Consider the following 12,899-nt stretch of genomic DNA (forward strand, 5'->3'; position numbering starts at 1 on the left):
GAAACGACCGGCACGTCGGGCCGAACGAACGGTGCCCCGCGAGCCGATGGCCCGCGGGGCACCGCTAAATACCCGGTATTACTTCAGATCGAACCGGTCGTTGTTCATGACCTTGACCCACGCCGCGACGAAGTCCTCCACGAACTTCCCCTGGTTGTCGTCTTGGGCGTAAACCTCGGCCAATCCGCGTAGCACCGAATTCGACCCGAACACAAGGTCGTTCGCGGTCGCCGTCCACTTGACCGCGCCCGAGGCCCGGTCGACAACCTCGTAGATGTTCTCCGCGGTCTCCGACGCCTTCCACTCGTTATTCATGTCGAGCAGGTTGACGAAGAAGTCGTTGGTCAACGCGCCGGGCCGGTCGGTGAACACGCCGTGCTTGGTCCCGCCGTGATTGGCGCCGAGGGCACGCAGGCCGCCGATGAGCACCGTTGTCTCCGGGGCGGTCACACCCAGCAGGTACGCCCGCTCCATCAGCAGGTGTTCCAGCGGAGCCTTCTCACCCGGTCGGATGTAGTTGCGGAAACCGTCGGCCCGCGGTTCGAGCACCGCGAACGACTCCACATCGGTGTTCTCCTGGGAGGCGTCGGTGCGCCCGGGCGCGAAGTGCACGGAGATCTCGTAACCGGCGTCCTTCGCCGCTTTCTCGACCGCCGCCGACCCCGCCAGCACGATCAGGTCGGCCAGCGAGATCTTCTTGCCGCCCGATGCCGAGCCGTTGAAGTCCTGCTGGATCTTCTCCAGCACCGGCAACACCTTGTCGAGCTCGGAAGGCTCGTTGCATTCCCAGTTCCGCTGCGGTTCCAGGCGCAGCCGCGCGCCGTTGGCACCACCGCGCTTGTCGGTGTTCCGGTAGCTGCCGGCCGCCGACCAAGCGGTCTTGACCAGCTGCGGAACCGACAGACCCGAGTCGAGGACCTTGCTCTTCAGCGCCGCGACGTCCTTGTCGTCGACCAGCTCGTGGTCGACGGGCGGAACCGGGTCCTGCCAGAGCTGCGGCTCGGGAATCCAGGGCCCCAGGTAGCGGCTGACCGGCCCCATGTCGCGATGCAGCAGCTTGTACCAGGCCTTGGCGAATGCCTCGGCCAGCTCTTCAGGGTGGTCCAGCCAACGCCGCGTGATGTCGCGATAGATCGGGGACTCGCGCAGCGAGATGTCGGTGACCAGCATCGTCGGCGCGCGGCCCGGCCCGCCGAACGGGTCGGGGATGGTGCCCGCGCCGGCGCCGTCCTTGGCGACGAACTGCCACGCATCGCCGGGGCTCTTGGTCAGCTCCCACTCGTAGCCGTACAGGGTCTCCAGGAAGGTGTTGTCCCACTTGGTCGGCGTGGGCGTCCAGACCACCTCGAGGCCGCTGGTGATGGCGTCCTTGCCGACGCCGGTGCCATACGAGCTCTTCCAGCCCAGCCCCTGCTGTTCGATCGGGGCGGCCTCCGGCTCGGGTCCCACCAGGTCGCCGCTGCCGGCGCCGTGGGTCTTGCCGAAGCTGTGCCCGCCGACGATCAGCGCGGCCGTCTCCTCGTCATTCATCGCCATGCGGCCGAACGTCTCGCGGATGTCGATGGCCGCGGCGATCGGGTCGGGCTTGCCCTCGGGGCCCTCCGGGTTGACGTAGATCAGGCCCATCGTGGTCGCGCCATACGGCTGGGCGAGGTCGCGCTCGCCGGAGTAGCGCTTGTCGGTGCCCAGCCAGGTGTCCTCCTCGCCCCAGAGGGTCTCCTCGGGTTCCCAGACGTCCTCGCGGCCGAAGGCGAAGCCGAAGGTCTTGAAGCCCATCGACTCCAGGGCGCAGTTACCGGCGAAGATGATCAGGTCGGCCCAGGAGATCTTGTTGCCGTACTTCTTCTTGACCGGCCACAGCAGCCGGCGGGCCTTGTCCAGGCTGACGTTGTCCGGCCAGCTGTTGAGCGGGGCGAACCGCTGCATGCCCTGGCCGCCGCCGCCGCGGCCGTCGAAGATGCGGTAGGTGCCCGCGGCGTGCCAGCTCATCCGGATGAACAGGCCGCCGTAGTGGCCGTAGTCGGCGGGCCACCAGTCCTGCGAGGTGGTCATCACCGAGATCAGGTCGGCCTTGAGAGCCTCGACGTCGAGCTTGGCGAACTCCGCGGCGTAGTCGAAGTCGTCGCCGAGCGGGTTGGACCTCGGGTTGTGCGGCTGCAGCATCGACGGATCGATCTGGTCGGGCCACCAGTCCCGGTTGGTCAGGGGCGCATGCGATTTGGGTTTGGGGGAGGGGATTGCGGGATTTTCGCTCTCGCTCGTGCTAGCGGTCTTGCTGTCCTCGTGGGGCGGCCGGCCTTGGGAGATATCGGATGACACAGCATTCCTTTCTTAGGGGTGATGGGCTGCGATCTAGGAATCTGCAGTCGAACAGTCGGGGCATACGCCCCAGTAGATGACCTCGGCCTCGTCCAGGATGAAGCCATCCAGGACGTCGTTGTCGTCCGACGGGGTGAGGCAGGGCGCCTCGCCGACCGCGCAATCGACGTCGGCGATCACGCCGCAGGCCCGGCACACCACGTGGTGGTGGTTGTCGCCGACGCGGGCCTCGTAGCGGGCGACCGACCCGGAGGGCTGGATCCGGCGCAACAAGCCCACCGTGCTCAGCGCGTTAAGGACGTCGTATACCGCCTGGCGGGACACATCGGGCAGGCCCACCCGCACCGCCGCAAAGATCGTTTCGGTGTCGGAATGCGGGTACGCGTCCACCGCCTCCAGCACGGCGACCCTGGGGCGGGTCACCCGGAGATCGGCCATCCGCAGTCGTTCCGCGTAATCGGCCGTCGACGACACCGCACCAATATGACGCACTTATCTGGAACGAGTCAAGACTTTGCTGTGAAGTGGCGCACAACTTGTCGTGACGAATGGGCTGCGTCACATCGGCTCAAGCGGGCTTCAGGGCGCTGCCTTTGCGCCAGTCGTCCCAGCTGACGGTCCAGTCGCCGTTCTGCGCCAGCGTCAACGGCGGGCCGCCGCTTTTGCGGACCTCGACCACATCACCGGGGACCGAGAAGTCGTAGAACCATTTCGCGTTGTCGGCATTGAGGTTCAGGCATCCGTGCGACGTGTCCTGATGACCCTGAGCCCACACCGTGGCGTCGAGTTCATGCAGGTAAATGCCGTCGGTGCTGATCCGCGTGGCGTAGTTGATGGTCTCGCGGTAGCCCAGGCGCGAGTTCTTGGGCAGCCCGAACGTCGAGGAGTCCATCACCACGGGGTTGCCCTTGTCCAGGACCGTATAGACACCCGGCGGCGTCCACAGCGAGATGGTGTTGCCGCCGACGTTCTCGGTGCCGCCCATGCCCATCGAGGTGGGCATCGTGCGGACCAGGGCTCCGTTGTTGAAGACGCTGACCTGTTTGGCGGCGTCGTCGGCGATGGAAACGTGGGCGTCGCCGATCCGGACCGACACCTTGGTGTCGTCTTGCCCGAATAGGCCATTGCCCAAGGCGATTCCATAGATCTTGGCTTCGGCGGTCACGGTCGTGCCCGGTGCGTAGTAGCGCTCCGGCCGCCAGTGTGCGGTTTGGTCGTCGACCCAGAACCACGAACCCTGCACCTTCGGTTCGGTGGTGACCGCCAGGTGCCGCTCGGCTTCGGCCCGGTCGGCGATCTGCTCGTCGAAGTGGGCCACGACCACCGTCCCCACGCCGTAGGTACCGCCATCTTTGAGTGCGGCCTCCGACGTGGTGGTGAACGAGACCTTGGTCTGATTGGACGGTTTGAGCGTCGAAAAAGACGAGACTTGAGTCGACGCAACGCCGTTGGGTCCTCGGCTGGTGACCGTCAGGGTATAGGTGCGGCCGTAGCCCAGGGGGACGGTCGGCTTCCATACGGTGTTGTCCGGTGTCATCACGCCTTGCACCGACTTGCCGCTCTCGTTCACCATGCGGACGTCGGCCAGCGTCCCCGCGTCGGCCTTGACAATCACGTGAGCGACCGGATCGACGTCATGCGCGTCGGGGGCGGGCGTGATCGTCACTCGCGCAGGCCCGGAGGTTGTCGATGCGGCGCCGCGGTGACCGCAGCCACCGCCGAAGCAATCGAGAGATGCCGCGATCAATACCGCGCCCGCCACCGCGACGACCACTGAGACGGCCAGCAGTAATCGGCGGGACCGGCTATCGCGGAGGATCCGACGGACGGGACGATCACTGGCCTTGGACATCACTGAGCTGCGGTCCTTGCGGTGTTGGTGCCGGGTGGAAGTGGCTGCCCGGCGCGACGATGTTGTCCATCAGGTGCCACGGAGGTGCGGTTTTTAAACCGGGGGGCGCCGGCGCGGGGATCATGGCGTCATGGCCGACGACGAACTCGACAGTCTCTTCTGGGCGCCGCCGAAGGACTTCACCGCGAAGCGCACCGGACTGACCGCCGCGGCCAAGCGCCGCGGGGACGACGCCGCCGCCAAACGGATTGCCGCGGCCAACAAACCGACGACCGCGGCGTGGATCGTCAACCGGCTCGCCCTGAAGCACAGGGACACCGGGCAGCGGCTGGCAAACCTCGGCGACGAACTGCGCGCCGCGCACGCCGCGATGGATGGCGCACGCATCCGCGACCTATCCGCCGAGCAGCATCACCTGATCGATGAGCTCACGCGGGCCGCGCTGGACGCCGCCGACGTCGCCCGGCCGTCTTCGGCGGTGCGCGACGACATCACCAGCACGTTGCAAGCGGCCATCGCCGACCCGGAGGTCAGGGGGCGGCTGGGCCGGCTGGCCCGCCCCGAGCAGTGGTCGGGTTTCGGCGACTTCGGCGCCGCGACGCCGGTGTCCACGACTTCCTCGCGGACCGCGAAGGCGCAGGAGCCGGCGGCGAAATCGCGGCCACAGCCCACCAAGCAGTCCGCGCGCGAGGCGGCCGCTGCGCGACGGCGCGAAAAGCTGGAGGCGGCCGTGACAGCCGCCGAACGTGAAAACGCGGACGCCGAAGCCAGCCTGTCGGAGCGCGAAGCCGAGCGTGATGCGGCCCGTCAGCGTCGTGACGAGGCGCTCGCGGTGCTGCGGGCCGCCGAGCGCGAACTTGACCGCGCCGAGGCGAACTACGACCGGGCCAAGCGAGCCAGCCGTGCCGCGGAGAAGTCGGTCAGGCAGGCCAAAGCGCAGTTGAAGCGGGCGTGACAGCAGCCGTCGGGCCCCGGGGGAGATGTTTTCCCGAGTCCATCCGGGGTACTAGCCCCGCGTGACGTCCTTATGGATGGCCAATCGAGCCGAACAGCCTTGGGCCGCAAGCCAGCTTGACGAGGGTTCCCGCTCCGCGGATGTCATCGTCGTGGGTGCCGGGATCACCGGGCTGATGACCGCGGTTCTCCTGGCGCGCGCCGGCAAGGACGTGCTGGTGCTCGAGGCGCGCACCGTGGGGGCCTGCGCCACCGGAAACACCACCGCGAAGATCAGCCTGCTGCAGGGCACCCACCTGTCGAAGATCCTGCCCAGGCACGGCAGAGAATTGGCCCGCGCCTATGTGGACGGCAATCGCGAAGGCCAGGACTGGGTGGTCGACTACTGCCAGTCGCATGGCATACCGGTGCAGCGCGAGGACGCCTACACCTACGCGCAATCCGCCCGGGGCGTGCCGTCGGCGCGCCTGGAGCTCAAGGCCTGCCAGGCGATCGGGCTGCCCGCCGTCTGGGATGACGACGCAGGCGTGCCGTTCCCGTACCACGGCGGGGTGCGGCTGCCCGACCAGGCGCAGTTCGATCCCATGCCGTTCTTGGATGCGCTGGCGACGGAGTTACTCGGCCGCGGCGGCCGGCTCGTCGAGCGCACCCGGGTCCGGCGGGTCTCCACCCGCGGCGAGCGCGTGCGCGTGCACGTCAACGACGCCGCCCGGCAAGACGTCGAGCTCGAAGCACTGCAACTGGTTCTCGCCACCGGCATCCCGATCCTTGATCGCGGGGGATATTTCGCGCGTGTGAAGCCGAGCCGGTCCTATTGCCTGGCGTTCAAGGTGCCAGGCGACATCACCAGGCCGATGATGATCTCCACCGACTCGCCGACCCGCTCGGTGCGCTACGCGCCGGTCGCGGACGGCGAGCGGCTGATCGTGGGCGGGGCCGGCCACACGGTGGGGCGCCGGAAGAGCCCGGCGAAGGCGATCGCGGAACTGGCGTCGTGGGCGCGCACGCACTACCCGGGTGCCGAGCAGACGCATTTCTGGTCGGCGCAGGATTACACGCCGATCGATCAGCTGCCCTATGTCGGCCCCATCCTGCCAAACACCGAAACAGTCTTTGTTGCAACGGGATTCAACAAGTGGGGGATGACAAACGGCGCCGCCGCGGCGTTGGCGCTGTCGAGCCGCATCCTGGGCGGACGGATGGACTGGGCCAGAGCGTTCGCCAGCTGGAGCCCGCACGAGTTGACCGGTCTGCCGACCGCGGTGCAGGCCAACCTCGAAGTGGGATTCGACCTGGCCAAGGGTTGGCTCACGCCCCTGCTGCGCACCGGCCGCCGCAGCCCCGGCGCCGACGAGGGCGGCGTGGTGAGCGGGCCGCCCTGGCACCTGGAGGCGCGCTGCCGTGTCGACGGTGTTGAGCATCGCGTGTCTCCGGTGTGCCCGCACCTCGGCGGGATCGTGAACTGGAACGACGCCGACAAGGCGTGGGAGTGCCCGCTGCACGGTTCGCGCTTCGCCCCGGACGGCACCCTGCTGGAGGGTCCGGCGACCCGCGACTTGACCGCCTGACGCCGGCGCGAACGTGTACACGGCGCGAAAAAATCGCCGGATTCTCGCGCTGAATGCACGCTGGGCGCGCAACCGTCAGCCCGTCTTGCGGTAGACGAGCCAGCGCAACTCGATCGGGGAGTGCTCGCGCTCGACGTCGAACACGTCGAGTCCATTGGCCCACCCCTCGAACCAGCCGGTGGGCGGCCAGGCCCCTTCGGGCAGGTGCGCCTTCTCGTATTCGTAGGCGGAATCGTCGGCAACCAGCTCGAGGGGCAGTCCGGCGACCGCACTCGCCATCTGGTCGCGCGTGTAGATCATGGTGTTGCACTGCTGACCGAGTTCCACCGCGGAGTCGTCGGGAGCGTAGCCCTCGCGCGGCAAGAAGGTGTTGAAGACCAGGCGGCCGCCGGAGGCCAGGCAATCGGCAGCCAGTTCGAACACGCCCCGCAACTCGTGGGTCGTCCGGAAGTCGGGCACCACCTCGGAGAGCACCATCAGCTGGTATTCCTCGTGGACGCTTTCCATCGCGGTGAAAACATCGCTCTGGATCACCCGTACGGCCAGCGATTCGCTCTGCGCCTCCGAGCGCATGACGTCGGCCAGCTTCGCCGCCATCTCGACCGCGTCCACGGGGTGGCCGCGGCGGGCCAGGGCCAGGGCGTTGCGCCCGGTTCCCGCTCCGACGTCCAGCACTCGGTAGGCCGCGGGGTCGGCCGCTTCGGCCGCCAGCGCCAGCACCCGCGCGTCGGCTTCGGTGCCGAACAGCGGCGGCGGACGGACGGCCGCCCATTCGTCGTAATCGGCCTGCAGTGTCCGCCATTCGGCTTTGACGCGAATGTTCACGCTCGTCCCGAAGGGGGCGTCGAACGAGATGAGGATGTCCGAGCGGGGAGAGGCCTTGAACCCCTTCGCCAGCTCCGCCTCCAGCGCCCTCCGCAGTTGAGCGGACTGTTCGGGCGTGTGCCAGACGCCCAGGGTGGCACAGAGGTTGCCGCACAACAGGACGTACTCGTCGATCAGGCTCGGCACGGCCGGCACCCTGATATGGCCCTCCGCCGACGAACGGCGATACAACCGCCTGATCATCGCTTCGTGAAGCATCGAGGGATCGAAAGGCTCAGAAGGGGGACCCTGCACCAGAACCTTCTACACGACCCGGCGGCTTTCCACCACTGATCAAATCCTCGAGGAGATCGGCGGCCTTGGCGACGCTTTCGGACGGTTTGGTCATCTGCGCGGCCACCGCGCGGGCGCGGGCGGCGTAGTCCCCGGCGAGCAGAGAGCGCAGATCGGCGAGAAGTGAATCGTATGTCGATTCCGAAAACCGCCTGGCGGTACCGACTCCCAGCTGGCTGACCACCGATCCCCAGATCGGCTGATCGAGCCAGAGCCAGAGCACCAACATGGGGACCCCCGCCCGCATGCCCGCGGCGGTGGTGCCGGCGCCTCCGTGGTGCACGACCGCGCGGCATGCCGGAAAAACGGCCGTGTGGTTGACCGTGTCGACGATCTTGGTATGGGCCGCGCGCGCGAGGTGGGTGAAATCGTTTGAGCCGCTGCAAATCAGCGCTCGTTCGCCCAATTGCTCGCACACCCCGCTGATCACCGCGACCGTCTCGGCGGGTGACGTGACCGGCGTGCTACCGAAGCCGAAGTAGATGGGCGACGATCCGTCGGCAAGCCACGACAACACCTCGTCGTCGACGTCGGACGGCAGGTCCAGTGTCAGCGACCCGACGAACGGGCGCCGGTAGCCGGATGCCGACCATTCGGCCGCCAGTTCCGGCATGCAGAACTCCTCGTAGGCCTGGATCTCCAGCACGTGCCGGGCCGACGGTTCGGCGGCTTCGGGCAAGCCCAGCGCCTCGCGTTGAGCGGCTTCGGCCACGTTCGTTACATGGGCCTGGAACCCACCGAATTCCAGGGCGGGCGCGGGGAAGAAGTGCAGCGCGGCGAACGGCATGCCGTAGAACTCCGCCACGTTGGCGGCCAACCGCTGCTCGTTCATCCCGGCCACCAGCAGATCGGCGTCCTCGGCCAACGACGCCAGCACCGTGCTCTTCTGCGTCCACACTCCGGTGACCCGCTCCACGAGTTGCGGTAGCGCGCTTACCGGATCCTGGACGCGATGAACGAAATTAGTCGCCGAGTTCAGCTGCTCTTGCGTGTCTGGCCCGTACGCGACGGCCGTCAGCCCAGCCGACTCGACAAAGCGGAGCTTGTCGGGCGGGACTGCCATGCGCACGTCGTGGCCCCGGCGGAGCAGCTCGCGACCGACGGCAGCGCAGGGCTCGACGTCGCCCCGGCTGCCGTAGCCTGCCAGCACAATCTTCATGCACGACCTAACTCGCGGTGACGGTGTCGATCCAAGCAGACCGGCCGGTGGGCCGCCCGGCGCGACGACGCGGGGCAAAGCGGCGGGCTGCTCCGTGGCGTTGACAGGTCCCGTTGCGCTGCGAGGGTAATTTATCGATGGTCTACGGCGGACACTGCGCGGCAAAGGGGCACCGAACCTGTACTACTAGAAGGAACGAGATTTGTTTGCTGCCGGCTGGGCTACCCCACTACGGCCAGCAACGAGCCGTTAACGCTGTGGCCACCCGCTAAACCGTCCGGAGGAGACTTCGCCATGGACTTCGCAGCACTGCCTCCGGAGATCAACTCTGCCCGGATGTATACCGGGCCGGGGGCGGCACCGATGCTGGCCGCCGCGATGACCTGGGACGCGCTGGCCGTCGCGCTGCATTCCGCGGCGGACTCCTACCAGTCGGAGGTCACCGCGCTGACCGGTGGGCCGTGGCTGGGGCCATCGGCGGAAGCGATGGCGGCCGCGGCCGCCCCCTACGTGGCCTGGACGAGGACCGCCGCCGCGCAGGCCGAACAGACCGCCAACCAGGCCAGAGCCGCCGCCGCTGCCTACGAGACAGCGTTCGCCGAGACGGTGCCGCCCCCGGTCGTGGCGGCCAACCGCGCCCTGCTGATGTCGCTGATCGCGACGAACGTCTTCGGGCAGAACACGCCGGCGATCGCGACTACCGAGGCGCAGTACGCGGAGATGTGGGCCCAGGATGCGGGGGCCATGTACGGCTACGCGGCGTCGTCGGCGTCGGCGGCCAGGCTGACGCCGTTCGCGTCGCCGCAACCGAGCACCGATTCGGGGGGTCCGGTGCGGCAAGCGGCCGCCCTCGACCAGGCGGCCGGCACCGCGGCCGGGAAGGTGCAGGGCGCCGTGTCGCCGACGCAGCAAGCCTTCACCGTGGCGCCCGACGCGATAAACAGTCTGGCGAGCCCCCTCGATTTCGGTTTTGGCGGGCGGGACCTCTTGGGCCTGGCGGCCGACCTCAGCGCGGTGTTCGCCGACCCCGAAGTCGGGACCGCGGGACTCGCCGCCGCCGTGGTAGCGCTTCCCTACGACGTGGCCGGTGCTCTGACGGGTTTTCACACCGATGAAATTGTCAGCGGCTGGGCGGGGATCCAGTCCTGGCCGGGAACGGCCCCGGTGCCCCCGACACCTTTCCCGGTGATCAACAACCTGGCGGGTGGCTCAGTGGCGACCGCGGGCCTGGGCGAGGCGAACACGGTCGGCGGTTTGTCGGTGCCACCTGGCTGGGCTGCGGCCGCCCCCGCGGTTCGCCCGGCCGCGCTGGCCTTGCCGGCCACCACCGTCGGCGCCGCCGCGCCGGCCTCGTCCGGCACCTCCGGAAGCATGTTCGGCGAGATGGCTGCGGCCAGCATGGCCGGGCGGGCCATGGCCGGCACTACAGGGGCGGGTGCAGGGCGGGCCGAAAGACTAAGGGCCTCAACGCAGAAGACGACACAGGACGGCACCGCAGCGCCGCAGGCCCCGGCCGGTGGCCCGATCACCAGCATCGCCGCCGAGCTGCGCGAGCTGGCATCCCTGCGCGACGCGGGGATCATCACCGAGGAAGAATTCCTCGAGCAAAAGCAGCGACTGCTCCCGCACTGAGGTCGCCGACATAGTGACGTCATTTGCGTGACTATCAAGGCAACGCCCGATCGGTCTTCCCGCATACTCTGGGCGGGACAGTGCATGAGGCCTCGAGCGGGGATGGGCGGTGGAGGATTTGACGGCCTTTCCAAGCCATGCCGCGGGGGAGATGCAGGTGCAGAGCCTGCTCCGGTACCCGGTGAAGTCGATGCTCGGCGAGCGCGTGCCCAGCATGTTCGTGGACGAGCACGGCGCCGAAGGCGACCGGCGGCTCGCGCTGCTCGACGCCAGCACCGGGCATGTGGCCAGCGCCAAGAACCCCCGGCTCTGGCGTGGGCTGTTGAAGTGCACCGCCAACAAAGACGCCGACGGGGTGAACATCGGGCTGCCCGATGGGACAAGCCTGGCGGCCGACGACCCCGGCATCGACGACGTGCTCTCGCGGCTGTTGGGTCGAGCGGTCCGATTGGTCGCTCAGCGCCCCGACGGCGCGACGTTGGTCCGCCCGGACCCGGAGCAGCTGCTGGAGTTGGGCCTGGACGCCGAAGTCAACGGTCGCATCTTGGAGATCGCGCAGGCGACCCCGGGCGACTCCTTCACCGACGAGGCCCCGCTGCACACGATCACGACGGCCACCCTCGGACACATCGGCGTCGAGGCGCTGCGGTATCGCCCCAACGTGGTGATCGCGACGCCGCCGGGCTGTCCGCCCTATGTGGAAAACGACTGGGTGGGCAAGGAACTCGCCGTCGGCGACGCGCGGGTGCGCGTCCTGACGGCCACGTCACGATGCGTCGTACCGACGCTCGAGCACGGCCCCCTGCCACGCGCCCCGCAAGCGCTCCGCACGCCAGCTGCCGAAAACCGTTGGAATACAGGAGGTCACGGCGCTCAGCCGTGCGCAGGGGCCTATCTGGCTGTGGTGGCAGAGGGCATCATCCGCGTCGGCGACAGAGTGACCATCGGCCGATAGGTCGACTTCTCGCGCTCTCGACCAGGATTCGGTCAGGCGCCCAGATCGCGCAGTGGTGCCGTGATTGCTGTCCGATGGGCGTCGCGGTCGACCGCGACCCCCTCGGCTATCGCCTTGCGTGTGAGCAGTATCGAGGCGGGCCGCCTAGGCTTCCGAGTGCGGGGTGGGGCTTTGCGCGGATTCCCACTTCGACTCCAGCGACCTGGTCACGGTGGTGCCGGCGGGCAAGTCGAGCTGGAAGGTCTCCCCGCCGTCGTCCTGGAACGTGACGACGTAGCCCCCGTCTGTGGCGTCTTTGAACACCACCTTGTAGGGCTGTTCACCGGAACCGCGGTCGACGGCGATGGTGTCGCCAGGGGTGACGTTGTCGATGAGGTCGTTGCCGGAGGCTTTGGACATACCGTCGACGGTAGCCGATCAAGCGACCGCACCCATTCGACGGCCGAAGTCGGCCCGTCCCGACACCCGTCCTGAGCGCGATTTGCCTGCAGCGCTGATGATTTCACCGAGGATGCAGAGCGCGAATCGGCCACCCACACCCGGGTGACACAGGTCACACGCGTGTTTGATCGATGACATCCGTGGAATCACTGAACGTGACCCGAACGAACGCAATTCTTGGCTAACGCCGCAAGGAGAATTTTTCGATGAGCGAGCAGAACAAAGCCGACGAAGCGCGCAGGGGCCTGATCGATTCGGTCAAAGGCAAGGCCAAAGAGGTTTTCGGGGCTGTCACCGGCAACGAATCGCTGACCGCCGAGGGGCAGCTTGAGCAGACCCAGGCGCACGAGCGCAAGGAAGCGAACGCGACGGAGGCCGTCGCCGAGGCCCAAGCCAAACAGGCACAGGACGCCGCTGCCGAAGCCAAAGCGGAAGGCGCCCAACAGCGCGTCGCGGCCAATGCGCAAGCCGTCGCCGCGGAGCAATCGATCGAGGCCCAAGAGGCCGCTCAGAAGCGCGCGGCCGAGGAGGCCGCGCGGCAGCGAGCGACCGCCGCGAAGACCCAGGCCGAGTTCGACGCACAGCGGGAAGCACAACGAGCGAAGGCCGAAGAGCGCGCGGAGATCCGTGCAGCGTCCGAGGACGTCGTCGACGCCGTCGCCGAGCACCAAACCTCGGTGCAGGTGGCCCGCAACGAAGAGTCGGAGGCCGACCGGCCGCGACGCCAAGCCCAGAACGTGACCGACGAGGCCGACCTGCCCTGACGGCCGGCCACACACAGGAGAAGTCGATGAAGATATCCGAAGTCCCGTTCGCAGTTCTGCGATTCCACTACCAACTGGCCCGTTTGCCGTTGCAGGT

Annotated in this window: 11 protein-coding genes; 5 read left to right on the plus strand and 6 right to left on the minus strand. The window is 68.0% G+C overall.

Annotated elements, in window-relative coordinates; all coding sequences use genetic code 11:
• Positions 1-78 precede the first annotated feature (78 nt).
• From katG to KXD96_RS17550, 3 genes are all read right to left on the minus strand, one after another.
• Positions 79-2,319 carry a catalase/peroxidase HPI gene (gene katG, locus KXD96_RS17540; RefSeq protein WP_260738158.1) on the minus strand — a complete coding sequence of 747 codons (2,241 nt, stop codon included), beginning with the start codon at positions 2,317-2,319 and terminating at the stop codon, positions 79-81.
• Positions 2,320-2,352: 33 nt separating this feature from the next.
• Positions 2,353-2,793, minus strand: coding sequence for a Fur family transcriptional regulator (locus KXD96_RS17545; RefSeq protein WP_260738163.1), 441 nt, complete (start codon positions 2,791-2,793; stop codon positions 2,353-2,355).
• A 94-nt stretch (positions 2,794-2,887) separates the two neighbouring features.
• Positions 2,888-4,174 carry an Ig-like domain-containing protein gene (locus tag KXD96_RS17550; protein ID WP_260738166.1) on the minus strand — a complete coding sequence of 429 codons (1,287 nt, stop codon included), beginning with the start codon at positions 4,172-4,174 and terminating at the stop codon, positions 2,888-2,890.
• Positions 4,175-4,301: 127 nt separating this feature from the next.
• On the opposite strand from KXD96_RS17550, the gene KXD96_RS17555 reads away from it, so the two are divergent.
• Positions 4,302-5,126, plus strand: a complete 825-nt coding sequence (locus KXD96_RS17555; protein WP_260738168.1) for a hypothetical protein — start codon at positions 4,302-4,304, stop codon at positions 5,124-5,126.
• Positions 5,127-5,202: 76 nt separating this feature from the next.
• A complete protein-coding gene (locus tag KXD96_RS17560) occupies positions 5,203-6,693 on the plus strand; it encodes an FAD-dependent oxidoreductase (protein WP_260738170.1) in 1,491 nt (496 codons plus the stop codon).
• Positions 6,694-6,768: 75 nt separating this feature from the next.
• Here the strand turns inward: KXD96_RS17560 and KXD96_RS17565 are convergent, their stop codons facing one another.
• Both KXD96_RS17565 and KXD96_RS17570 read right to left on the minus strand, forming a co-directional pair.
• Positions 6,769-7,776 (minus strand): bifunctional 2-polyprenyl-6-hydroxyphenol methylase/3-demethylubiquinol 3-O-methyltransferase UbiG, encoded by a 1,008-nt coding sequence (locus KXD96_RS17565; protein WP_260738174.1) that lies wholly within the window; start codon positions 7,774-7,776, stop codon positions 6,769-6,771.
• 16 nt (positions 7,777-7,792) lie between these two features.
• Entirely contained in the window at positions 7,793-9,010 is a 1,218-nt protein-coding gene (locus KXD96_RS17570) for a glycosyltransferase (protein ID WP_260738177.1), read from the minus strand.
• 294 nt (positions 9,011-9,304) lie between these two features.
• Between KXD96_RS17570 and KXD96_RS17575 the strand changes: the two genes are divergently transcribed.
• Positions 9,305-10,642 carry a PPE family protein, SVP subgroup gene (locus KXD96_RS17575; protein WP_260738180.1) on the plus strand — a complete coding sequence of 446 codons (1,338 nt, stop codon included), beginning with the start codon at positions 9,305-9,307 and terminating at the stop codon, positions 10,640-10,642.
• Positions 10,643-10,793: 151 nt separating this feature from the next.
• The gene (locus KXD96_RS17580) at positions 10,794-11,597 is read left to right on the plus strand and encodes an MOSC domain-containing protein (RefSeq protein WP_260745427.1); all 804 of its coding nucleotides are present in this window, start codon (positions 10,794-10,796) and stop codon (positions 11,595-11,597) included.
• A gap of 144 nt (positions 11,598-11,741) precedes the next feature.
• On the opposite strand, the gene KXD96_RS17585 is transcribed toward KXD96_RS17580, so the two are convergent.
• On the minus strand, positions 11,742-11,996 hold the full coding sequence (locus tag KXD96_RS17585; protein WP_260738186.1) for a hypothetical protein: 255 nt from the start codon (positions 11,994-11,996) through the stop codon (positions 11,742-11,744).
• A 248-nt stretch (positions 11,997-12,244) separates the two neighbouring features.
• On the opposite strand from KXD96_RS17585, the gene KXD96_RS17590 reads away from it, so the two are divergent.
• A complete protein-coding gene (locus tag KXD96_RS17590; protein WP_260738188.1) occupies positions 12,245-12,802 on the plus strand; it encodes a CsbD family protein in 558 nt (185 codons plus the stop codon).
• The last annotated feature ends 97 nt before the right edge of the window (positions 12,803-12,899 follow it).

Origin of the sequence: Mycobacterium sp. SMC-2 (genome assembly GCF_025263485.1) — a bacterium.
GTDB lineage: Bacteria > Actinomycetota > Actinomycetes > Mycobacteriales > Mycobacteriaceae > Mycobacterium.